This window comes from Henriciella litoralis (assembly GCF_002088935.1).
GTDB lineage: Bacteria > Pseudomonadota > Alphaproteobacteria > Caulobacterales > Hyphomonadaceae > Henriciella > Henriciella litoralis.
The window spans coordinates 2,550,004-2,572,426 of record NZ_NCSS01000006.1; the positions used below are offsets into that span (position 1 = coordinate 2,550,004).

25 protein-coding genes, 1 tRNA gene and 1 other RNA gene are annotated in these 22,423 nt (G+C 59.1%); 15 read left to right on the forward strand and 12 right to left on the reverse strand.

All coding sequences use genetic code 11. The features are described 5' to 3' along the window. Positions 1-89: 89 nt before the first annotated feature. The 5 genes from B8783_RS16090 (at position 90) to B8783_RS16110 (ending at position 4,660) form a co-directional block, all read left to right on the forward strand. Complete coding sequence (locus tag B8783_RS16090; RefSeq protein ID WP_084422149.1) at positions 90-1,586, forward strand: phospholipase D-like domain-containing protein; 1,497 nt, start codon at positions 90-92, stop codon at positions 1,584-1,586. Positions 1,587-1,734: 148 nt separating this feature from the next. Then, complete coding sequence (locus B8783_RS16095; RefSeq protein ID WP_084422150.1) at positions 1,735-3,411, forward strand: formate--tetrahydrofolate ligase; 1,677 nt, start codon at positions 1,735-1,737, stop codon at positions 3,409-3,411. Between the two features lie 62 nt (positions 3,412-3,473). Next, entirely contained in the window at positions 3,474-3,692 is a 219-nt protein-coding gene (locus tag B8783_RS16100; RefSeq protein WP_199288162.1) for a hypothetical protein, read from the forward strand. Between the two features lie 60 nt (positions 3,693-3,752). Next, complete coding sequence (locus B8783_RS16105) at positions 3,753-4,169, forward strand: VOC family protein (protein WP_139792398.1); 417 nt, start codon at positions 3,753-3,755, stop codon at positions 4,167-4,169. Between the two features lie 113 nt (positions 4,170-4,282). Next, a complete protein-coding gene (locus tag B8783_RS16110) occupies positions 4,283-4,660 on the forward strand; it encodes an RcnB family protein (RefSeq protein ID WP_169711825.1) in 378 nt (125 codons plus the stop codon). Between the two features lie 72 nt (positions 4,661-4,732). Here the strand turns inward: B8783_RS16110 and B8783_RS16115 are convergent, their stop codons facing one another. Both B8783_RS16115 and B8783_RS16120 read right to left on the reverse strand, forming a co-directional pair. Next, the gene (locus B8783_RS16115; RefSeq protein ID WP_084421090.1) at positions 4,733-5,260 is read right to left on the reverse strand and encodes a hypothetical protein; all 528 of its coding nucleotides are present in this window, start codon (positions 5,258-5,260) and stop codon (positions 4,733-4,735) included. A 189-nt stretch (positions 5,261-5,449) separates the two neighbouring features. Further along, positions 5,450-5,839 carry a DUF4168 domain-containing protein gene (locus B8783_RS16120; protein WP_169711826.1) on the reverse strand — a complete coding sequence of 130 codons (390 nt, stop codon included), beginning with the start codon at positions 5,837-5,839 and terminating at the stop codon, positions 5,450-5,452. Positions 5,840-6,046: 207 nt separating this feature from the next. Between B8783_RS16120 and ssrS the strand changes: the two genes are divergently transcribed. From ssrS to B8783_RS16140, 4 genes are all read left to right on the forward strand, one after another. Continuing rightward, positions 6,047-6,202, forward strand: a non-coding RNA gene (ssrS, locus tag B8783_RS16125) — 6S RNA. An 82-nt stretch (positions 6,203-6,284) separates the two neighbouring features. Continuing rightward, entirely contained in the window at positions 6,285-7,145 is an 861-nt protein-coding gene (locus tag B8783_RS16130) for a DMT family transporter (protein ID WP_084422152.1), read from the forward strand. Positions 7,146-7,181: 36 nt separating this feature from the next. Continuing rightward, on the forward strand, positions 7,182-8,636 hold the full coding sequence (locus tag B8783_RS16135; RefSeq protein WP_084421092.1) for a lipopolysaccharide biosynthesis protein: 1,455 nt from the start codon (positions 7,182-7,184) through the stop codon (positions 8,634-8,636). 7 nt (positions 8,637-8,643) lie between these two features. Next, a complete protein-coding gene (locus B8783_RS16140; protein ID WP_084421093.1) occupies positions 8,644-9,366 on the forward strand; it encodes an inner membrane-spanning protein YciB in 723 nt (240 codons plus the stop codon). On the opposite strand, the gene B8783_RS16145 is transcribed toward B8783_RS16140, so the two are convergent. Next, a complete protein-coding gene (locus B8783_RS16145; protein WP_084421094.1) occupies positions 9,356-9,895 on the reverse strand; it encodes an NUDIX hydrolase in 540 nt (179 codons plus the stop codon). The two genes, B8783_RS16140 and B8783_RS16145, sit on opposite strands and share 11 nt — an antisense overlap. 115 nt (positions 9,896-10,010) lie before the next feature. Between B8783_RS16145 and B8783_RS16150 the strand changes: the two genes are divergently transcribed. Continuing rightward, positions 10,011-10,592, forward strand: a complete 582-nt coding sequence (locus tag B8783_RS16150) for a MarR family winged helix-turn-helix transcriptional regulator (protein WP_084421095.1) — start codon at positions 10,011-10,013, stop codon at positions 10,590-10,592. Between the two features lie 4 nt (positions 10,593-10,596). On the opposite strand, the gene B8783_RS16155 is transcribed toward B8783_RS16150, so the two are convergent. From B8783_RS16155 to ccmA, 5 genes are read right to left on the reverse strand one after another with little or no spacing between them, the layout of a single operon-like run. Then, a complete protein-coding gene (locus B8783_RS16155) occupies positions 10,597-11,118 on the reverse strand; it encodes a redoxin family protein (RefSeq protein WP_084421096.1) in 522 nt (173 codons plus the stop codon). Beyond that, complete coding sequence (gene ccmD, locus B8783_RS16160; protein ID WP_084421097.1) at positions 11,115-11,267, reverse strand: heme exporter protein CcmD; 153 nt, start codon at positions 11,265-11,267, stop codon at positions 11,115-11,117. The genes B8783_RS16155 and ccmD overlap by 4 nt, the downstream gene beginning before the upstream one ends. Positions 11,268-11,270: 3 nt before the next feature. After that, the gene (ccmC, locus tag B8783_RS16165) at positions 11,271-12,002 is read right to left on the reverse strand and encodes a heme ABC transporter permease CcmC (RefSeq protein WP_084421098.1); all 732 of its coding nucleotides are present in this window, start codon (positions 12,000-12,002) and stop codon (positions 11,271-11,273) included. A gap of 22 nt (positions 12,003-12,024) precedes the next feature. Then, positions 12,025-12,687 (reverse strand): heme exporter protein CcmB, encoded by a 663-nt coding sequence (gene ccmB, locus B8783_RS16170; RefSeq protein ID WP_084421099.1) that lies wholly within the window; start codon positions 12,685-12,687, stop codon positions 12,025-12,027. Between the two features lie 42 nt (positions 12,688-12,729). Further along, positions 12,730-13,305 (reverse strand): heme ABC exporter ATP-binding protein CcmA, encoded by a 576-nt coding sequence (ccmA, locus tag B8783_RS16175; RefSeq protein WP_169711827.1) that lies wholly within the window; start codon positions 13,303-13,305, stop codon positions 12,730-12,732. 134 nt (positions 13,306-13,439) lie between these two features. Between ccmA and acnA the strand changes: the two genes are divergently transcribed. Together acnA and B8783_RS16185 are read left to right on the forward strand one after the other, a co-directional pair. Continuing rightward, positions 13,440-16,214 (forward strand): aconitate hydratase AcnA, encoded by a 2,775-nt coding sequence (gene acnA / locus B8783_RS16180; RefSeq protein WP_084422153.1) that lies wholly within the window; start codon positions 13,440-13,442, stop codon positions 16,212-16,214. Positions 16,215-16,328: 114 nt separating this feature from the next. Next, a complete protein-coding gene (locus tag B8783_RS16185) occupies positions 16,329-16,718 on the forward strand; it encodes a hypothetical protein (RefSeq protein WP_084421101.1) in 390 nt (129 codons plus the stop codon). A gap of 44 nt (positions 16,719-16,762) precedes the next feature. Here the strand turns inward: B8783_RS16185 and phaR are convergent, their stop codons facing one another. Continuing rightward, the gene (gene phaR, locus B8783_RS16190; protein ID WP_084421102.1) at positions 16,763-17,371 is read right to left on the reverse strand and encodes a polyhydroxyalkanoate synthesis repressor PhaR; all 609 of its coding nucleotides are present in this window, start codon (positions 17,369-17,371) and stop codon (positions 16,763-16,765) included. Positions 17,372-17,545: 174 nt separating this feature from the next. Between phaR and phbB the strand changes: the two genes are divergently transcribed. Next, positions 17,546-18,271 (forward strand): acetoacetyl-CoA reductase, encoded by a 726-nt coding sequence (gene phbB / locus B8783_RS16195; protein ID WP_084421103.1) that lies wholly within the window; start codon positions 17,546-17,548, stop codon positions 18,269-18,271. Here phbB and B8783_RS16200 read toward each other — a convergent pair. Then, a complete protein-coding gene (locus B8783_RS16200; RefSeq protein WP_084421104.1) occupies positions 18,268-19,050 on the reverse strand; it encodes a thermonuclease family protein in 783 nt (260 codons plus the stop codon). The two genes, phbB and B8783_RS16200, sit on opposite strands and share 4 nt — an antisense overlap. A gap of 48 nt (positions 19,051-19,098) precedes the next feature. Between B8783_RS16200 and B8783_RS16205 the strand changes: the two genes are divergently transcribed. Continuing rightward, positions 19,099-19,175, forward strand: a tRNA-Arg gene (locus tag B8783_RS16205). A gap of 12 nt (positions 19,176-19,187) precedes the next feature. Here B8783_RS16205 and B8783_RS16210 read toward each other — a convergent pair. After that, positions 19,188-20,417 (reverse strand): kynureninase, encoded by a 1,230-nt coding sequence (locus B8783_RS16210; RefSeq protein ID WP_084421105.1) that lies wholly within the window; start codon positions 20,415-20,417, stop codon positions 19,188-19,190. A gap of 90 nt (positions 20,418-20,507) precedes the next feature. Here B8783_RS16210 and B8783_RS16215 point away from each other — a divergent pair, with 90 nt between their 5' ends. Continuing rightward, positions 20,508-21,461, forward strand: coding sequence for an alpha/beta hydrolase (locus tag B8783_RS16215; RefSeq protein WP_233355830.1), 954 nt, complete (start codon positions 20,508-20,510; stop codon positions 21,459-21,461). Here the strand turns inward: B8783_RS16215 and B8783_RS16220 are convergent. Then, entirely contained in the window at positions 21,458-22,402 is a 945-nt protein-coding gene (locus B8783_RS16220; RefSeq protein WP_084421106.1) for an N-acyl homoserine lactonase family protein, read from the reverse strand. The two genes, B8783_RS16215 and B8783_RS16220, sit on opposite strands and share 4 nt — an antisense overlap. Positions 22,403-22,423: the final 21 nt, after the last annotated feature.

The following is a 22,423-nucleotide window of genomic DNA, read 5'->3' on the forward strand; positions in this document are numbered from 1 at the left end:
GCCTTATGGCAGATGCGCGCCGTCCAGAAAACGCCCGTTTGCACTCGCAACCTCTGGCGTGCTCAAACATTGCTTGGGGGAGCATGGACATGAACCAGACAAACACAGGCGCAAACGCCTCCTCAGCGGATGATCACATACTTGTCGTTGGAGAGACCTGCTGGCGCATCGAGACGGCAAATCGTCTGCGCGTCATCATCGATGGTGAGTCCTATTTCAGAGCCGTGAAGGAAGCGATGCTGAAAGCCTCGCACACGATCATGCTGATCGGCTGGGACTTCGATACGCGGATAGAATTTGAGCCAGCTGAGAAAACGCTCGACGGTCCGAACCAGCTTGGCGAATTTCTTTCCTGGCTCACCCGTTCGCGCGAAGAGCTCGATCTCTACATGCTCAAATGGGATACGGGGGCGATTCAGTCCGTGATGCGGGGCATGTGGCCGGTGGCCCTTCGGCCATTGAGGTTCTCAAAGAATTTTCACTTCCGTCTTGATAGCGAACACCCCGCGGGGGCCGCTCATCATTCCAAAATCATCGTAATTGATGACCAGCTTGCCTTCTGCGGCGGTATCGACATGACCGATGGCCGCTGGGACACGTGCGAACATCTCGACAAGCAGCCCTGCCGCGGACTTCCGGGTAATGATGACGGCGGGCAGCCCTGGCATGATGCCACCACGGCGGTGTCAGGTCCGGCAGCAAAGGCGCTTGGTGATGTGGCGCGAGACCGTTGGCAACGCGCCTCCGGTCATGAGCTAACGCCGCCTCCGAAAGATGCCGCGCCCGTTTGGCCCGCCCTTGATGAGACTCTTGAGAACGTGCCGATGGCCATTTCGCGCACCTATCCTGCTTTCAAGGATTATGAAGAGGTGCGGGAGATTGAGGCGCTCTATCTCAGCGCCATCGCAGTGGCAAAAGACCATCTCTACATTGAGAGCCAGTACCTCGCCTCTGAAGCCTTGTGCGACGCGATCGAGGCGCGCCTTCAGGAAGAGGAGGGGCCGGACATTGTCATTGTTCTGCCTCAGCATGCCGAAGGCTGGCTCCGAAAAAAGGCCATGGATGGCGCGCGTGCGCGGCGGTTGAGACATCTCTGGGATCATGATCCGCATGGGCACTTCGCAGCCTTCTATCCGGTCACAGATCAAGGCTCCGCGATTTATGTGCACGCCAAAGTGCTGATCATGGATGATGAGCTGTTGCGCGTCGGCTCTTCCAATCTCAACAACCGGTCCATGGGCTTCGACACCGAGTGCGACATCGCGGTCGAGGCGAACCAATGTCGAGAGCCCGATCATGTCCGCACGACGATCAAGGACTTGCGGGTCCAGCTAATCTGCGAGCATCTGGCGTGCGAACCTGACGATCTGAAGGACGCATACGAAACTCATGGCCGACTGATTGGCGCCATCGATCGTTTGCGCGGCGAGGGCAGGTCCCTACGTCCCTTCTCGCCAGACCAGCTCGATGATGATGAGAGCATCGTCGCTGAAAACGAGTTCGCAGACCCTGAAGAGGTTGGTGACGGCCTCGGTGAACGGCTCATCGACGGCATACGCGACCTTTTCCACCAAATGACCCGCTAGCGATCCAGTCGCCGCGGATGGGCCTCCACGCTGAGCCCACTTGTGCGTCCCTCCTTATCCGTTCATTAAAAAGAGAATTACATGCGATTAGGCGCAGCGACGAGCTTTGCAGTCGAAGGCGCTCGCGGTCACCACGGATGCAAATAATATGGATCACAAGAGCGATATCGAGATCGCACGCGCGGCGCCGAAAAAGCCTATTCAGGATGTTGCCAGTCAGCTCGATATAAAGGCAAGCGATCTGATCCCCTATGGCCATGATAAGGCCAAGATTTCTGCTGAATTCATCAAGTCGCAAGCGGGACGGCCCAACGGGAAACTCATTCTCGTCACCGCCATCAATCCGACCCCAGCCGGCGAGGGCAAAACCACCACCACGGTTGGGTTGGGCGACGCACTGACCGCCTCGGGCGCCCGCACGGCCATCTGTATCCGCGAAGCGTCACTAGGCCCCTGTTTTGGCATGAAAGGGGGCGCCGCCGGCGGCGGCTATGCGCAGGTTATTCCGATGGAGGAGATGAACCTTCATTTCACGGGTGATTTTCATGCCATCACGGCCGCTCATAATCTTCTGTCGGCGATGGTCGATAACCATGTCTATTGGGGAAATGAGCTGAACATCGATACGCGCCGGATCACCTGGCGCCGTGTCCTCGACGTCAATGACCGCTCTCTCCGTCAGATCGTGACTTCACTTGGCGGCGCGTCGAACGGATTTCCGGCAGAAGCTGGTTTCGATATCACGGCGGCCTCCGAAATCATGGCCATCCTCTGTCTCGCCGAAGACATGGCAGACCTGCAGACCCGCCTTGGCAATATCATCGTCGCCTATCGCCGCGATCGGTCTCCCGTGTTCTGCCGCGATATCAAAGCCGATGGTGCGATGACGGTGCTTCTGGCGCAGGCGCTTCGACCAAATCTCGTCCAGACCCTCGAACACACGCCCGCCTTCGTGCATGGCGGGCCGTTCGCAAACATCGCGCATGGCTGCAACTCGGTCATCGCGACGAAGACGGCGCTGAAAGTTGCCGATTATGTCGTCACCGAGGCCGGGTTCGGCGCGGACCTTGGCGCTGAGAAATTCCTCAATATCAAATGTCGCAAGGCAGGGCTCGCGCCAGACGCCGTGGTCATTGTCGCCACAGTGCGGGCGCTGAAGATGAATGGCGGCGTCGCCTATGCGGATGTTGGCCGCGAGGACGTCGCCGCCGTTGAGGCTGGGTGCGCCAATCTTGGTCGCCACATCGAAAATATCGGCAAATTCGGCGTGCCAGCCATCGTCGCGATCAATCATTTTGCCGGCGACACGGACGCCGAGATTGCGGTGATTGAGGCCTATGTCGCGGCGCTGGGCAGCGAAGCGGTTCTCTGCACCCATTGGGCAGATGGCGGGCAGGGCGCCTCAAAACTGGCCGACAAGGTGCTCGGCGTTATCGAGCAAGGCGAGGCAAAGTTTGCGCCGCTTTATGCGGACGGAATGCGGCTGTTTGAAAAGATCGAGACGGTCGCCCGCGAAATTTACCGCGCTGGCGAAGTCTCTGCCGATCCACGCATTCATCGTCAGCTGGAGCAGTGGGAAAAAGATGGCTATGGCGAACTGCCAGTCTGCATGGCGAAGACGCAGAACAGTTTTTCTGCAGATCCGAATTTGCGCGGAGCCCCTGAAGGCTTCGTATTGCCAATACGCGACGTGCGCCTGTCAGCCGGGGCCGGTTTCATTGTTGCGATCTGCGGCGACACGATGACGATGCCCGGTTTGCCACGCGTGCCCGCCGCAGAAGAGATAGGGCTGGACGCGGACGGACATATTGTCGGCCTGTCATAGGCAACCAAGCTAAGCGTCATGATGTTGTTTACTCATCATCACTCATGCCCATCAGGCGCCTCATGTTTACCCAGCTTAATCCACCCATTCCGCTTACAGTGCTCGATAAGGGCGATGGGTTTGCCATTGCCGTCATAGATTATGGCCAGGAGCATAATCTGATCTGGGTGACCATGATCACCGCCACTGGTGAAATCTGGTGTGCGCCCAACCCAAAGGTGCGTGCCACGTCGAACTGGACGATGGGCCGGGCCCGTCCTGCAGCAGACAATGCGCATTAGGCGCAAGCCGATAACGGATCCTTCTTGACGGCTGCCCCATCGCCGCAGCACATCTCGAAAATGGCTCTTTCACCCTTTCATCTTGCTTTTCCGGTTCATGACCTTGAGGCCGCGCGCACCTTCTATGGCGGCCTGCTTGGATGTCCTGAAGGGCGCAGCTCGGATGAATGGGTGGATTTCAATTTTCACGGTCATCAGATCGTGGCGCATCTGGCACCAGAGCTTTGCGGCGAAAGCGCCACAAATGCCGTCGATGGCAAGGGCGTGCCCGTACGCCATTTCGGTCTCGTCATGGACATGGAAGCGTGGAAGCAGCTTGCAGACAGGCTGACTGGAACCGTCGATTTTCTGATTGAGCCCTATATCCGCTTCAAGGGCGAACCGGGGGAGCAAGCCACCATGTTCTTTTCAGACCCGTCCGGAAACGCCATAGAGATCAAGGCATTCGCTGATATCGGCCGGTTGTTTGCGACCTGACCGGCCTGGCCTTACATTAGCTGAACGCAACATAACGGATTGTTGTGGGAACGGCTTATCGCATGCTCCGTTTTAGTCCTCATGCAGAAGGCATGATGAAAGGACGAAGAGCCATGAGACATCTTGTGAAGTATAGCGCGTGTGCCGCCGCCGCGACCGCATTTATGGTCACCGCAGCCCCGGCCAATGCGGATCCGAAACACTGCCCGCCAGGGCATGCCAAAAAGGGCTGGTGTTCACCTGATCGCCACCATGATCGCTATGAAGACCGCCGCGATGAAGCCCGGGCCTATCGCGAGGGGTACCAGGAAGGCCGCCGCGATGCGATCCGCTACAATGGGCGCACCTATACCGATTACCGCGTCATAGACGACTATGGTCGCTATGGTCTTAACCAGCCACCGAATGGCTATTATTATGCTGAAGTCGATGGCGACATCATGATGGTTCAATTGGCCACACAGCTCGTCACGCAGCTGCTCAGCCAGTAGATTTTTACCAGCCACAAGAAAATGCCCCGACCTGTCGGCCGGGGCATTTTTTGTTTCAAATTTCAGAAGCCTTTAAGGGGAGCCTTCGGTCTGCACGCGCTCTTCAAGGCCGTCGCAATCAGCTGGCATAAGCATGATATCCAGCCCGTCTGGCACAGCGCCCTCACTTCCAAGATACCAGATTGCATCGGATGTCTGCGTGTCACCATCGACTTCAGTCACTGTATCAAACTTGACCGCGGCGCTCTCTCCAATGTCTCCATTGCTGAGCTCAGTCGAAAACGCTGCAAAATAATCGGCAGCGCGCTGGTGAATAATGCCGAAGTTCGATCCGGAAACGCCGCCATCTTCGCCGACCGTGATGCTGACACCCTCAGTGACGTTCTCGTCATTGCGATAATAGCAATAGACGCCAGGCGTCAGAGGGTCTGCATCTGCCAGGGGCGAGACGATCTCGGGCAGTGGCTGTTGTTCTGCAGGGACAGTTACCGCTGAGCCGGTTTCAGCCGGCGGTTCATCTGGCGTCGGGGCCTCGTCCTTATCGCCGCCACCACAGGCAGCCAGCGGGAGTAGGACTAAGGCGATCAGGGCATGTCTCATTGGATATAGCCTTCTGGGGTTCGTTGCCGTTCTTGTCGCTAGACTTCCATCGGTCGCAAAGGATGACAAGTGATATCTCGCGCATCGGAAGGCACGATGAAGAATTTGTGCGCCTGATAAAAAAAGCCCCGCCGACAAAGGCAGGGCTTTTCCATATTGGCCGTCCATCAGGACTATCGGCCTGAGTTATTAGCCGCTCATTTCAGCGCGCAGTCTTGCGGCAAAATCGGCATCCATTTGCGCCAGCTGGGCAATCTGCGTGAACCGTTCCGCTGTCAGGCCTTCATCCTTGATCGCTGCGATCATGTCTTGCCGCGCTTCAGCCTGCAGGGTCTGCGCTGCGGCCTGGTCCTCAGCGGCCTGGAGCTCGGCATTGGCTTCCGTCGCGATCTCGCCGACCTGCTGGTTGGCGGCGACGAACTGCGAAATCTCGGCATCGGTCACAGGCTCAATCTGCACCTGGCCGGGCTGTGCAGCCGGGGCCTCGTTTGCCTGTTGCGCCACTGCGGCGCCTCCAAAGCAGGCTGTGGCGGCTGCGAAAGCGGCGATTGTCGGCGCGCGAAGCGTTTTGAAATCCATGGTGTGGCTCCCTTTTTCTGTTGAGCACCCACCAGACAGAACAGACATGCCGGCCCGGTTCAACCCGGGGGCATGAGAGGTGTATGCATTGTAATATAAAGAAAAAATGTGAACTATTGTTTATGTTTCGGTGGCGTGCCGCGTCGCCGTTAAATGTGCAGCAGCTCTGTTCAACCGCATGGTGACGCACTATCTGTAGAGACTGCACAAGGGCTGCGGCGTTCGAGGAAGCCAGCTGTCCGCCGACCTTAAGTTCCGTCAGGGAACTGGCTCTGGGACTGGCCGTGGCCTATCCTACCCGGTACCCACCTAGTTAATAGGTCGACGGGACACGAGTGCCAAGACGGCGCCTGTGGTCCTTGTGCTTCACTGTTCGCTCGGCGGCGACAAGCCTCTTATTAGATTGTTGACATCCCGCGCCGGTCGCACGACCAGCATCCCCCTGATGTCTGACAGTCTTTTCCCGTTTCTTCTTTGCCTGCTATCGGCTGTGACGGTGGCGCTCGCCAATTTCGCGGTAAAGCGCGGCGGGGATGTGTTGAGCGCACGAATGGTTCTGTCGATCACGTCGGCGCTCTGTGTCCTGCCATTTGCCTTCATCGTTCCTTTTCCGGAAGCTGGCCTCTGGCTGCCGATTGCCTATGCGATCGGAGCCCACTGGGTCTATCAGTTCTTCATGATCCGCGCCCTGCATCGCGGAGACCTCTCGCTCGTTTTCCCCGTCATGCGCGGGCTGGCGCCGCTCGCAACAGCGGTCATCGCCGTGTTCGCGCTGAATGAGTATCCGGGTCTGCTTGGCTGGTTCGGTCTCTTCCTCGCCGCAGCGGCGATCATGGTCTTTGCTTTGCCGCAGGGGGAGACGTCCCGTCAGACAAAGCTCAATCAGACGGCCCTCATCTGGGCTGGGCTGACGGCACTGGGGATCGGCCTCTATTCGGTGACAGATGCCTATGGCGTTCGCATCGCCGAAAACCGGTTCACCTTCATCGTCTGGCTGTTCATGCTGGACTGGATCGGCACCACAGCCGTCACCGTCTGGACCCGGCGCGGCCAGCTGATCCGCCGGTTGAGGCCACAACTCGTCGCTGGCGCGGTCGGCGGCGCATCGTCTGTCATCTCCTATGGTGCCGCGCTTTTGGCCTTTTCCATGATGGAGGCAGCGACCGTAACTGCCCTTCGCGAGACGTCCGTCGTCTTCGGCGCAATCCTCGGCGCGGTCTTTCTGAAAGAAGGATTTGGCAAACGCCGCATCATTGCAGCCGGGGTCCTGGCGACCGGCTTATTACTACTTGAACTGAATATTTAATTCTCCCTTCGCACATTGTTGCTACGCAGCACCGCGATGAAACTGATCCGTCACCTTGCCGGCTATCTTCCGGCCAATATCACAAGCGCGCTGACATCGTTCGGCACGGTCTATGTGTTCACCCGCCTTCTCGGGGCGGATGAGTATGGCCGATACGCGCTCATGTTCTCGGTCATGTCGCTGATCCACACGGTGACGCTGGCCCCGGGTGAAGCTGCCGCCTACCGGTATACGGCGCAGGCCAATGCACGCGGCGATACGGCGGATCACTATGCCACGGTTCGCGCCCTGCTTCTGAGGTCGCTGGCCTTCGCGGCAATCCTGACTCTGATCCTAACCATCGCTGTCTCTCATATGCCGCGCTATCTGAGGATCCTTCCCTGGATCGCGGTATTGTTCCCGCTTGGCACCATCATTCAGGCAACGCTTGAGGCGCACCGGGCGAGCCAGCAGGTGCAGCGCTATGTTATCGTCTATTCAACCAAGCTGCTGGGCGGTTTCGCGGTTGGGGCCCTTGTCGCTTTTTATACGCATATCGGGGCCGCAGCACCCTTCATCGGTCTGACTTGCTCATCAGCGGTGCTTTGCCTGTTTCAGGCGCCATGGCTGATGCGGGCGGCGAAGGGCGGACATGCCGACCCTGCGCGAATTCGAAAATATTATGCCTATGGTCTACCCGTGGCGGCGGCGCTTTCTCTGGATCTGTTGCTCTCTGTCGCCGACCGGTTCCTGATCTCGCTCTTTCTTGGCGAGGCAGCTGTCGGTGCCTATGCGGCGGGGTACGGCGTTGCTGACAAGACCATCCTTCTGCTCTGTGCATGGGCGGCGATGGCAGGGGCGCCGCTTGTTCTCGCCGCCTTCGAAGAGGAGGGGCCTGAGGCCGCCCAGAGAGAAGCACGCGGGCTCGTATCGACGATGCTGCTGCTCGGACTGCCTGCTGCGACGGGGCTCGCGCTTGTTGCAGAACCGCTTGCCGAGGCCCTGATCGGTGAAGATGTCCGGGCCGGGGCGACGCGGATCATTCCCTGGATTGCCTTTGCAGGCCTGATGAATGGCTTGCTCATGCATTACTATTCAGAAGCGTTTCAGCTCGCCCAGAAAACGCGTGAGCAGGCTCTGCTCATGATTATTCCTGCGGGAATCAACATCATTGCGAACATCATTCTCATTCCGCTTATTGGCATGATCGGCGCGGTTGTCGCGACGATTGGCAGTTATGTGATCGGCATTCTGGTTATCAGCTTGCGCGGACGCCGATACATCCACTTTCCTTTTCCGTTTTTTGCCGCAGGAAAGATTGCGATCGCCTGCGCAGCGATGTGGCCGGCCGTCATGCTCGTGCCTCATTTTGGAAGTTGGCTGGAGCTGTTCTGCAAGGCCGCCGTCGGCGGTGTTGTCTACATTGCAGTGGCTCTTTTGATTGACGCTGGCGGGGCCCGGGCATTCGTGCAAGACAGGCTTCGCACATCCAGCGACGCGCCGACTACGTAAGAGTGATATGACTGACGAAAATAATGACCTCGGCAAGGCCGCAGACAAGGCGAACCAGATCTGGGGTGACCTTGTACCCGTCATCGGCTTTGTCCTCGTCTACAATCTTATTCGCCTGTCGGGCCTCGACACAGCCTGGATCGACAAGGACTCTTCGCTGTATTGGGCGACCGCTGTCCTGATCGTCCTGTCGCTCGGCGTTGTCGGCTACAAGCTGAAGAATGGGGAGAGAATACCGCCATTTCTGATTATCAGCTCGCTGATTGTGGGTGGCTTTGGTCTGATGGGCATCCTGCTGCAGGAAAAGTCCTTCATCTATATCAAACCGACCATCCAGAACCTCTTCCTCGCCACGATCATCTTCGGCAGTATGGCTGTCGGTCAGAATGTCTGGCGCGTGATGTTCAAGAACGTGTTTTCATTGCCGGACTTTGCCTGGAAGCAGCTCGCTATTCGCTGGGGTCTGTTCTTTATCGCGATGGCAATCTGGAACGAGTATCTCTGGCGCACCTATGCGCCGGGCTTTGAGCAGCCGCTGATATTCTTTGGTATTCCTCTGGCCCCGGCCGGCACCTACGAATTTCTGGGGATGACCTTTGGCGACAAGAATGCTGAGGACGTGTGGGCCAACTGGAAGATTGGCAACATGGTCATCACCTTCATCTTCGGCGCGTTGAACGTGCCTTATACGATGAAGCATTTGCAGGACGAGCCGGAAGCTACCGCGTAATACGGGCCGTCTGAGGCGGGTTGCTGAACGGCACGAAACTGTCCTGTTGCCGGGTTTCAGAATAGTGCGTCAGGGCCCAGACGACGGTCGGGAACGCCAGCTGTGACCATGGAATATCCTTCCAGGCGACAAGCTCTGTCTCGAGGCTTTCAGGCCCGGGGGCGATCTCGGACTCCAGTGTCGCACGAAACATGATCTGCACCTGACCGATGCGTGGCACCGAATACGTCGCGAGCAGACCATTGATGCGGATGTCGGCGCAGGCCTCTTCTTGCGCCTCACGCATCGCTGCTTCCTCAACCGTTTCGCCAAGCTCCATAAAGCCGGCCGGGAGCGTCCAGAAACCTCGGCGCGGCTCAATCGCGCGCTTGCAGAGCAGGATCCGTCCATCCTCGCTGACGACAACAGAGCCGGCGACGATACGCGGATTGCGATAGTCTATAAAACCGCATGTGTTGCAGATGCGGCGCTGGCGATCATCGCCTTCAGGGATGGCAAGCGTGAAATCTTCTTCGGTATTCTGTGTCATGAAGCTGTTACTGTCTCGCCTTATTGGTGAAGTCTGTTGATCCGCACACGGTTTGTTTTTAGATTCTTCGTGTGAACTTCGGCAAAATGCTGTTGAACTGAAAGGGTAGTGTGTGATGGCTGATGAACAAGCAGGATCTCAGTTCGATCTGGCCACATCGCCCAGCCACTTGCTGCATCGCGCGCAGCAGGCCGCTGTCAATCTTTCATCCGAAGCGCTGTCCGCACAAGGGCTGACGTTGCGCCAGTTCGCCGTTCTGGCTGCGCTTGCAGAAGAAGAAGGTCAGAGCCAGGCTGGTCTTGTCGACAAGACCGGCATTGATCGCTCCACTTTGGCAGACATGGTCCGCCGCATGGAAGCTTCCGGTCATATCAAGCGCGTGGTCTCACCAGAGGATGCGCGCGCCAAGGCCGTGTCCCTGATGCCTGCGGGTAAAGAGGCCTATCTTGCGGCCTTGTCCGGCGTCGAAGCCGCTGACCGCGAGCTTTTGTCGGTTGTGCGGGCCAATCGGCGTGCCGGATTTTTGGCGTCGCTGACCTCCATCGGTAATCCTGCAGACGTTCTCGAGGTCGACGAAGCGGACAATGTCGACGAGGCGGGATCAACAGATCCAAAGCCAAAAAAGAAGAAAGACAAGGGCGATAAATCTTCCAAGTCGAAATCCGACAAGAAGAAAAAGAAGAAGAAAAAGAAGTAGGGCGTTAGCCCTCCAGCGCGCGGCTCACCTGCTCGCGCGTCGATGGATCAAGAGGCCCGCGAATGTGCAGGATGATCTTGCCCTCAGGGTTGATCACGAACGTCTCCGGCACACCCGTTAGTCCGAAATCCAGCCCGCCCTGTCCAGACGGATCGACGCCTATGGCCGCGAACGGATTGCCGAGCTCTTGTAGAAACTCTTCCGTCGCCGGTTGCTGATCCTTGTAAGCCAGACCGAAAACCTGTCCGGGATGCTCGTTCGCGAGCCAGGTTATATCGCCATGCTCCGCGCGGCAGGGGGCGCACCAACTGGCAAACAGATTGACCATCACGGGCTGGTCACTGGAAGGTTGGCTGAAATTGATGGCGGACGTCTCATCTGCCAGCAGCGGGAAGGCACGGTCCGGCGCATTGCGGTCCGTCTTGGCGACAAAGCTGTCATCGTCTGGCCGCATCAATTGAACAGCGCCCAGCACGCCGAGGCCGACAAGAGCGGCGAGTGGCAAGGCTGCCTGCCAGGCTTTCATCGGTCCCTCTCCGCTTGAAGACGCTCAAGCCGACGCTTGGCCATCCGGGCCTTTAGGACGGCGTACACCAGCAAGGCGGCAGGCACGGCGAGGCCGATCACATAGATCGTCCAGATATAAGCCGCGTTATGATCAAAAACCGGTAGCATGCGTCACTTCCCCGCCAGCTTGCGCGCGACCAGAACGGCGCTGCGGCGCTGCCAGACTTCGGCGCGCATCAGCATCATGGTCAGTGACGCAAAGAAAATACTGTTGCCCAGCGCGCCGATCAGAAGCGGTGTCAGATAGACCGCAGGCATCGCCGGACCATCCATCCGCAGCACGCTCGCATCCTGATGGATGGACGACCAGATATCGACCGAGAACTTGATCAGCGGCACATTCACCGCGCCAACCATCGCCAGAATGGCGCCGGCCCGCGCGGCTTTCTGGCGGGTGTCCATGGCGGCGCGCAGCGCCATATAGCCAAGGAACAGAAAGAACATGACCAGCACGGACATCATCCGCGCATCATCCCAGAGCCACCAGGTGCCCCAGGTTGGTTTGCCCCAGATCGAACCGGTTGCAAGGCAGAGCGCGGTATAGCCTGCCCCGATCGGCGCGATTGATTTTGCCGCCATATCAGCGAGCTCATGCCGCCAGATGAACCAGATAAAGCTGCAGAGGGCGAGGCCCATATAACTTGCCATGGCAAGCCAGGCGGACGGGACATGGATGAACATGGCGCGCATGATATCGCCGCCTTGATAGTCATCCTCCGGAATGATCCAGAGACCCTGCCAGACGCTGTAGGCAATCAGCGCTATTCCAACGACCAGGCAGGTCGGCGCAAGCCAGCGCGAAAGCGCCATGAAGCGGTGTGGATTGGCAAAGGCTGAAATCATGGTGTCCCTGTCTACTCGCCGATCAGTCTACCGCCAAGCGAAGCGCCGCAGATGCGGCGAAAGGCGCAACAGCGAGGGCGAACATTGTCGAGGCAGCCAGGAACAGAACATTCGGTCCCTGCATGCCATCCTGCACGGAAAGCGATCCAAAGATTGCGGTCGGAATGAAGAGGGGCAGCGCAAGCAGCGCGATCAGCAGGCCTCCGCGTGGCACACTTGCGGCCAGTGCACCGGCGACACCGCCCCACAAAAAGAAGGACAATCCACCAAGGCCATAGGCGAGCATCGCCGGCACAAGCTCTCCCGCCGGGATCTGCAATGCAATTCCGATAGGCGGTGTCAGGATGACAAGCGGCAGGCCGGACACCAGCCAGTGCGCCAATATCTTGCTGGCGGCCACCAGAAAGAGCGGCGTCTCTTCCTGCGCCCACATATCCAGCGTGCCGTCTTCAAGGTCAGCCTGAAAGAGGCGCTCCATCGACACAAGCGATGCGAGCGCCAGTGCGACCCAGAGCACGCCGGACCCGATTGCGGAGAGCTGGCTCGCCTCGCTGCCAACCGTGAAGGGCACAAGCATCGCCGCGCCCGCAAAAAAGCCGATCGGCAGCAAGGCACCGGCCCCGCCACCCCAGGCTTCGCCAATCGCCTGACGGAAAGCGGCGCGTATCGGGGCGGGGCTAGACATCATGCCCTCCGACAATCTGGCTCCAGTGATGAGATGGCCCGATCATAGCACCACTTCCGCGCTTGCCTCGAACGGTGCATCGCCATGCAGGGCTGAAATGACACCGCCTCCAGACGCTCGATGCGCCTCGATCATCCCGGCGAGCATCTTGCGGCCATCGGCATCCAGAGCGTTGAACGGTTCATCCAGCAGCCAGACAGGCCGTTGCACCAGTCGCAGCCGTCCAATGGCGGTACGCCTGCGCTGACCGGCAGACAGCAGGCGGCCTGCGACATCCATTGGCCGCTCCAGCCCCATCTCTACGGCGACCTCGGAGACATCCGACTCACTGCCCCATGCGCGGGCCCAGTGTCGCAGATGTTGGCGCGGGGTCTCATGCGGTTTGACGCCGTCGCGATGGCCAAGCCAGTGATGCCTGGCCCGGCGCTCAATCTGCCCGCTATCAGGCCGTGACAGGCCTGCCAGCATGCGCAGCAAGGTCGATTTACCGGTGCCGTTTGCGCCGCGCAGCACAATGGCGTCGCCGGCTTTCAGGTCGAGCGAAACACTGGTGAACAGCACTCGTTCGCCCCGGATGGCGCCAAGGCCTTCCGCCTGAAAGAGAAAATCACCGCTCAAATCGGCCTCCAGCAGCAAAACAGTCACCGTGCTGCGATTGCACACAGCAAGTATGGCCTATATGAGACAGGCAACGACGCGCTGCGCAACTGCGCGCGCCACAACCGCTTATGCAAGAAGAGGTCATTCCGACGATGCCATCCCTCGACAGTTTCAATTCCCGCCGCACCCTGGACGTTAACGGCAAGTCCTATACCTATTACTCGCTCAAGGCCGCCTCCGAAAACGGTTTGGGTGATGTGTCACGCCTGCCAGCCTCGCTCAAGGTGCTGCTGGAAAACATGCTGCGCTTTGAAGATGGCAAGACGGTCACCAAAGACGACATCGCTGCCTTCGCCAAATGGCTCGACAATAAAGGCAAGACCGGCCACGAAATCGCTTATCGCCCGGCCCGCGTCCTCATGCAGGACTTTACCGGCGTTCCAGCCGTGGTGGACCTCGCTGCGATGCGGGATGCGGCCAAGAAGCTCGGCGCCTCGGCTCAGGCCATCAACCCGCAAGTGCCGGTTGACCTCGTCATTGACCACTCCGTCATGGTCGACAATTTCGCTCACGCCGACAGCTTCAAGAAAAATGTGAAGATCGAATATGAGCGCAACCAGGAGCGTTATGAGTTCCTGCGCTGGGGCGCATCGGCCTTTGAGAACTTCCGCGTTGTTCCACCCGGCACCGGCATCTGTCACCAGGTGAACCTCGAATATCTCGGCCAGACCGTCTGGACCCGTGAAGAGAACGGTGAAACCGTTGCCTATCCGGATACCTGCGTCGGCACAGACTCCCACACCACCATGATCAACGGCCTGTCCGTGCTTGGTTGGGGCGTTGGTGGTATCGAAGCTGAAGCGGCCATGCTCGGCCAGCCTGTCTCCATGCTGATCCCTGAAGTGATCGGCTTCAAGATGACCGGCAAGCTGCCAGAGGGCGCCACGGCCACGGACCTCGTCCTGACCGTCACGAAGATGATGCGCGACAAGGGCGTTGTCGCCAAGTTCACCGAATTCTTCGGTCCTGGCCTCGCTAATCTGACGTTGGAAGATCAGGCGACCCTCTCGAACATGTCGCCAGAATTCGGCTCGACCTGCGCCTTCTTCCCGACCGATGAGCAGACCTTGAAATATCTGCGCTCCACGGGCCGCGAGGATGATCGCATTGAGCTCGTTGAAGCCTACACCAAGGCGCAGGGCTACTGGCGCGAAGACATGCCAGATCCTGTCTTCACCGACACGATCGAGCTTGACCTGTCGACCGTCGTTCCATGTATTTCCGGCCCGAAACGCCCGCAGGACAAGATCCTGCTCGACACGGCGCCAGAGCAGTTCCGCAAGGACGTCAAAGTCATCAAGGGTGGGGCCGTCGAGGAAGATAAAGAGCCGGAAACCCGTGGCGAAGCGCGCTTCGAGGATGAAGGCGCGAACATGGCCTACACTGAACCGGAAGATTACGGCGTGCCGACATATGCCGTGCCGGACAGTGACTATCATATCCATGACGGTTCGGTCGTCATCGCGGCCATCACCTCATGTACGAACACCTCAAACCCGTCCGTGCTGATTGCAGCTGGTCTCGTTGCCCGCAAGGCGCGCGAGAAGGGCATGCAGGTCAAGCCTTGGGTGAAGACATCGCTCGCGCCCGGCTCACAGGTTGTGACCGACTATCTTGAGCGTGCTGGCCTGCAGGACGATCTTGATGCGCTCGGCTTCAACCTTGTCGGCTATGGTTGCACGACCTGTATCGGTAACTCCGGTCCGCTGCCGCCAGCCATTTCCAAGACGATCAACGAAAACGATCTGGTCGCCTGTTCTGTCCTCTCCGGGAACCGCAACTTCGAAGGCCGGATCAGCCAGGATATCCGCGCCAACTATCTTGCGTCGCCGCCGCTGGTCGTTGCCTACGCGCTGGCTGGCTCGATGCACCGCAATGTCGCCACCGACCCGCTTGGCAAGGACAAGGACGGCAATGACGTCTTCCTGAAAGACCTCTGGCCGACCTCGAAGGAAATCTCCGACATCATGGCTGATGCTGTGACGCCGGCCATGTTCCGTGACCGTTATTCCGACGTCTTCAAAGGCGACGAGCTCTGGCAAGGCATCGAGGTGTCAGGCGGACAGACCTATAGCTGGCCACCTGAGTCCACCTACGTTCAGAACCCACCTTACTTTGAAGGCATGGGCCTCGATCTCGACAAGCAGGAAGACATCAAGGACGCCCGCGTTCTGGCTGTCTTCGGCGACTCCATCACGACCGACCACATTTCTCCGGCCGGTTCGATCAAGGCGTCCAGCCCGGCTGGCATCTATCTTCAGGAACACGGCGTCACACCGCTGGACTTCAACTCCTATGGCTCGCGACGCGGCAACCATGAAGTCATGATGCGCGGCACCTTCGCCAATATCCGCATCAAGAACCAGATGGTGCCGGGCGTCGAAGGCGGCGTAACGGTCCACTATCCGGACGGCGAGCAAATGCCGATCTATGATGCGGCCATGAAGTATGAAGCGACGAACACGCCACTCGTCGTGTTCGCGGGTGATCTTTACGGCAACGGCTCCTCGCGTGACTGGGCCGCCAAAGGCACGATCCTGCTTGGTGTGCGCGCTGTCATCGCCGGTAGTTTCGAGCGGATCCACCGCTCCAACCTGATCGGTATGGGTGTCCTGCCGCTTGAATTCGCTGAAGGCCAGAGCGCCAAGGAGCTTGGTCTCACCGGCAAGGAGCAGGTCACGATCACCGGGATCGATAGCATCAAGCCGCGTCAGACGATGGACGTTGAGATCACGCGCGAGGATGGCTCCAAGGTCACGGCGAACACCGTGGTGCGGATCGATACCGAGAATGAGCTCGATTACTACCGCAATGGCGGCATTCTTCACTACGTGCTGCGTAATCTCGCCAATGAGGCCGCTGCCTGATTCAGGCTTTGAAAAATTCAAATCTGTGGAAACCGCTCCTGAAAAGGAGCGGTTTCTGTTTGTGGGGCAGGCACTGATTTAAAACTGTTACACGATCTCGCTATTGGGCGGATCATGACACGAAGCCTTTTGATTCTCGCTCTGGCGCTAACGCCGGTTGCTATCGCCAAAGCCGATGCGCCTGAGCTGGCAGCCTTTGAGGCTACGGGCCCTAAAGGCGCGCTCATAGGTGCCCGGACTGCAGCCCACGCAGGCTCTGGCGTTGAGATCACCTCATCGCAGCATGGTTTTACGATTTCCGGCTTCGCGCCAGGCGTCGCTGATGTCCGGGTTGTCGAGTTCGACCCCGCCGACCCGCAAGCCGATAAAGAGATCCAGACTCGCGACTTTGGCAAATGGACCGGCGGCGCCGTGACCTATCGCTATACGTGCACAAGCACATGTGCCGTCATCGTGCAGAAGCCGGGCCAAGGCGAGATCTATGCAAGCCAGCCCATCGGCTGATCCGTCGGCCTGTTCCAGGCAGGCCTGGTCAGGCCGACGCCTGGCTATTCCTTGCTGGTGAGATTGTTCAGCTGTTCCTGCATCATTTTCATTTGAGCTTTCAGCGCGGCCATCGCTTCATCGCGCGAATCTGAATCGGCCTTGTCGCTGTCCGTCTCGCCTTTGGTGGACGGCCCGGTTTTGCCCATCGACCCGCTCATGGAGGCCATTGGCGGGGTGAACATCTGCATGGCCTTCTCGAACATTTCCATGTTCCGGCGCGTCTGATTCTCGAAAATTGCCATCGGGTGGGCACCGCCAACGGCTTTTTTCCAGCGCTCCTGGCTTTCGGCAAAGCTGTTCATGCTCATGTCCAGCCAGGCTGGAAGCATGGCTTGCGCGCCGCCGCCATAGAAACCGATCAGCTGTCGCAGGAATGACAGGGGCAGGGCGCCATCGCCCTTGGTTTCTTTCTCGAAGATGATCTGTGTAAGGACGGCATGCGTCAGGTCTTCGCCGGTCTTGGCATCACGAACTTCGAAATTAACTTCACGCCGCACGAGGTCCGCCAGATGGTCCAGCGTCACATATGAAGACGTTGATGTGTCATAAAGTCGCCTGTTTGCGTACTTCTTGATTATGACTGTCTCGTCAGATCCGTTTCCCTTGGTCATTTCGTGCCCTTTTCCTCGCCAGCAGCGGCGTTTTTATTCGTGATTTAAGCTCTTGATGGCATGGCTTGGCCAGACTTTCAAAACTACCCATCTTGTTTATAGGTAAGCAGCTTACATCAAGTTGAGCGGACGCAGCAAAATTTTTGCTGCGCAACAAAAATTCGGAGGAATAACATGGCGCGCGTAGCACTCGTAACGGGCGGCACACGGGGGATTGGCCGGGCGATCAGCGAAAAGCTGAAGTCTGCAGGTTTCCAGGTGGCAGCAAATTATAGCGGTAATGAAGAGGCCGCGAAGGCTTGCGAACAGGAGCTGGGCATCAAGTGCTACAAGTTCGACGTATCTGATTTCGATGCCGTCGGCGAAGGCATCAAGGCCATCGAGGCTGATCTCGGCCCGGTGGATGTCGTGATCAACAATGCTGGCATCACCTGGGATGGGCCTTTCCACAAAATGTCCAAGGACCAGTGGGACAAGGTCATAGATGTTGACCTGACATCCGCGTTCAACGTCTCACGCCAGGTCTGGGAAGGCATGCGCGAGCGCGGCTGGGGCCGCATCGTGAACATCTCCTCGATCAATGGTCAGAAGGGCCAGTTCGGCCAGGCCAATTATTCGGCCGCCAAGGCGGGCCTGATTGGCTTCACCAAGGCGCTCGCCCAGGAAGGCGCCAAGAAGGGCATTACGGTCAACGTCGTCGCGCCTGGCTATATCGACACTGAAATGGTTCGAGCTGTGCCTGAAAAGGTCCTCGAGAGCATTATCAGCACCATTCCGGTCGGCCGTCTCGGCAAGGCAGAAGAGATCGGCTCCATGTGCGCCTATCTCGCGTCTGATGAGGCCGCCTTCATCACCGGCGCGACCATGACGGTCAACGGCGCGCAGTACATCGCCGGCTAGTCTCCTGCCGGAAGCTCTGTGACATGCAGCGGGTGCGTGATTTCCATGCGCCCGCTGCTCACCCAGCCTCGCATCTCGACCGGCATGCCACCCGGCAGGTCGCACACGGCGCTTGCTGTCACCATCACATCCAGTACCAGTCGCGCCCCTTCAATTGAACGCGCGCAGACGGGCACCCGGTCCTCCCGCGAATTCTCGCGTATTTCGGCCTTGGCGCCAATTCGGCCACGTGCCAGCACAAATCCGCGCTCATCGCCCGTAATCGCATTCGCCTGTTTTGGCCTGTACGCATTCAGCGCCCATAGTCCGCGGCCATCAGCCCGTGCCGCCGCTTCGGCCTCCAGCAGTTCGGCGCCTGCACCATCCGTGTCCGGATAAAGCCGGACGCGGGCCGCGCCGCGCCTGGCAAGCTCGAGATTGACCCACAGTTCCGGCCCATTGGCGTCATCTGTTTTTATATGCGCCAGGGCGCGATCATACCGGTCGCGCGTGAGCCCCGGATAGTAGAGCTTCACCTGCCGCCCCATCACCATGTCTTCCAGCGCGCGCTGCGCACTTTCGGCATAGGGCTGCGGGTCGTCATAACGCGAATTGAGCACCGGTGCCTCGATGCCGACCAGCCGGACGCTCTGGCCTGTGTCCAGCACCAGCGCATCCCCGTCGATCACCCGCACAACACGGCCGGTTTCACCGGTTTCCATCTTGCTCAGCGGCGAAGCAGGCGCGCAGGCGGTGGCCAGAACCAGTGCAATCGCGATCGCGATAAATGTCCCGCGCATAAGGGCCCCTTCAACCAGACCAAAAAACAGGCTATCGCAAACTCAAGCGACCCCGTAGCTCAGCAGGATAGAGCAACAGATTCCTAATCTGTAGGTCGCGCGTTCGAATCGCGCCGGGGTCGCCAGTTTTCAAAGGGTCAGGTCACTTTTGCCTTGGCGTGGAAACGCGGCTGATCCCAGCTTTTGGTCATGAGAATGTCTTCCAGCGCGTCCATTGCGTCCCACACATCGCAGAAGCGCAAATAGAGTGGTGAGACGCCGAAGCGGATCGTGTCTGGCGCGCGAAAATCCGCCAGAATGTTCCGGGCGATGAGGGCCTGCACAATCGGATAGCCGTCCGGATGCCGGAAGCTCACATGCCCGCCGCGCCGGGTGCTATCTAGCGGTGAAACCACTTCACAGCCCATCGCCTGAGCGCGTTTCACAACAAGATCGCCCAGCGTCCGCGCCTTGGCTTGAACCAGCTCCATGTCCGCGCCTTCAAACGCCTCAATCGCACCGCTGAGCGCAGCCAGCGACAGGATAGGCGGCGTTCCATTGGCAAAGCGGCCAATGCCGTCGACGGGGGCATATTCGGGCTCAAACGCAAAGGGGCGGGCATGGCCCATCCAACCGGGCAGCGGCGTCTGAAGTGCGCTCGCAATATCAGCGCGGGCATAGACAAAGGCAGGCGCGCCCGGTCCGCCATTCAGATATTTGTAGGTGCACCCTGTCGCGAGCTTCGCGCCCGCCTGATGCACATCAACATCGACCACACCTGTCGCATGACTAAGGTCCCAGACGATAACGCCGCCTGCGTCTGTCGCCCGCTGTTCGGCGCGCGCCATGTCCTCAATCTCGGCGGAGCGATAATTGACGAGGCTTTTGACAAGAACGCCGCCCGTCTCAGCGAGCGCATCCAGTCCTTGTCCTGCCGCAGCCCGCCGGAACTCTGTCGCCGAAACGCGGCTCAACGCTTCGATGATATACTGGTCTGTCGGAAACTCGTCCTCTTCGACGATGAGGACCTTCGCGCGCGCCAGGGGCAGGGTCGCCGAGGCGAGCTTGAACAGATTGGTCGAGACACTGTCGGCGACGATCACTTCGCCCGCCTCAGCGCCGATCAGCCGGCCCAGTCTAAGCCCTGTCTCACGCGCGAGATCAAACCAGCCAGCTTCATTCCAGGACCGGATCAGCCCGGTGCGCCAGTCGCTTTGCCCGGCCTGCGAGAGCGCATCGAGCGCATTGTGGGTCGCAGGTCCAAGTGAATGGCCGACCAGATAGATCACGCCCTCCTCGATATCGAACGCCTCGCGCGCATGGCGCAGAATATCGTGTTCATCGAGGCTCTTGGCCGCCCTGCGGCTGTCGGGGACAGAATAGCTCATCAGGCAGGCTCCAGTTCAAACATTGCGCACGTCACTTGCCAGAGACCTATGCGCCGGGCCACATGAATCCAAACACTTCAAGGCGGCAAGATGAAACGTATTACACACCTCATGGCTCCCATCGCGCTGTTCATCGCAGCCTGCTCAGCATCACAGACCCCTTCCAGCGAGGCGCCTCAAATGGCCGAGACCGACATCGCGCCGATCATGACATGGTCTGACCTTCTGTCGCGCGAGCGACCAGAGCCGACGCAAACAATTACTGTCGGGGAGCTGGAAACGGACGTTGTCGATCTGTGGCTGCCGGATGGTGCAGGGCCGCACCCGTCCGTCATCATGATCCATGGCGGCTGCTGGCAAAAATCAATCGCAGACCGGACGCTGATGAATTACGCCGCAGAAGCGATGCGTGAGGCCGGGCTCGCTGTCTGGAATATTGAGTATCGCGGCGTGGACGAGGATGGCGGGGGTTATCCCGGGACATTCCTCGATGTCGCAAGGGCGGTCGATGCGTTCGGGGAAAGAGGCGAGGGTTATGGCTTTGACACGGCCCGCGTCGCCGCGTTCGGCCATTCGGCGGGCGGGCATCTCGCCTTATGGGCGGCGGCCCGGTCAAAGATTGCAGACACCAGCCCGCTTTATAGCGACGCGCCCTTCTACATTCCGGCCGTTTTAAGCTCGGGCGGGTTGCCGGACCTTGAAGCATCCGCTCCGGTAACGCAGGCCGGGTGCCTGGCAGACATTATGGACGTCCTCACCGGCGAAGCTTCGCCAGAGCGCCAGAATGTGTTTTCCGATACCTCGCCGACTGAGCTGCTGCCCATCAGTGCGGTTCAATTCACCGTCAATGGCATGCGGGACCGGATCGCGCCGTCTGAGCTGGGTAAGGCGTATACCGAAAAGGCCAAGGCCGCTGGCGATCCAGCCATATTTGTCGCTATTCCCGGCGAGGGCCATGTGGAGCTGATCGCTCCCGGGTCAGAGGCTTTCGCCGAACAGCTCCGTCTATTGAAAGAGATGCTCGGCGAAGAGGGGTCTGACTAGCGCATCACGTCAGGCAGGCCGTCGGTGTCGGCTGGCTCATGCTGGATGATGACCTTTGCACCCAACTCGTCGGCTTTCGCTTCGAACGCTTCCATCGATGCCAGGGTCGCAGCTTCATCGGTATTGAATTGCGGCACCCGCTTTAGCTCCCGGCTTTCGACGCGGTGATAAAGGTCGCCGGTCAGCAGGACAGGCCCCGTCTCCGGCAGGTTCACAAGAAGGGATGCGTGCCCTGGCGTGTGGCCGGGCGTTTCGAAGATAACGACAGATCCGTCGCCGAACACATCATAGTCGTCGCCGATGATTGTGTGGCGCAGCGGCTCGAAGGCGGAATAATCCACATCGGCTTCGCTGGCTTCACCTTCTTGGGTGTCTGCCGGGAACATAAAATCGTACTCGCTTTCATTCACCAGCCACTCGGTGGCATCGGCATCAATGGCGCCCGCCTGTCCGACATGGTCAAAATGGCTATGCGAGATGGCAAGATAGTCGATGTCCGCCATGGCAAGGTCCATCGCCGCCAACTGGTCCTCGAGAGAGGTGTCCATCGACACGGTGAAGACGCCATTGGTCTGCTCGCCGGCGCCAACGAGATTGCCCGGCAGGCCAAGGTCCCACAGGAGATTGCCTTCAGGGTGACGCACCAGCCAGCACGTGTCGGTCAGCGTATCGGTCTGGCCAGCATAGTCGCCCGCGCTGGAGAAGATATCGAGGTCGGACACGTAGATTGAACCGCAGTCCAGCTTGATGAGCTCAACAGCGTCCACGGTGGCTGCCTCGGCCGTCTCGGCTTCCGGCTCGGACGCCTCAGCCGCTTCGGGCGCAACCGTTTCGGTCTCGGGAGACGTGCCTTCGGGTGCGCCTGTCTCGTCCGCAGGGCCTGAACATGCCGCCATGGTCAGCGCCAGAATGCTGGCAGAAAAAAGTGTTATACGTGTCATGTTGAAATAGCCCCTGTTTGC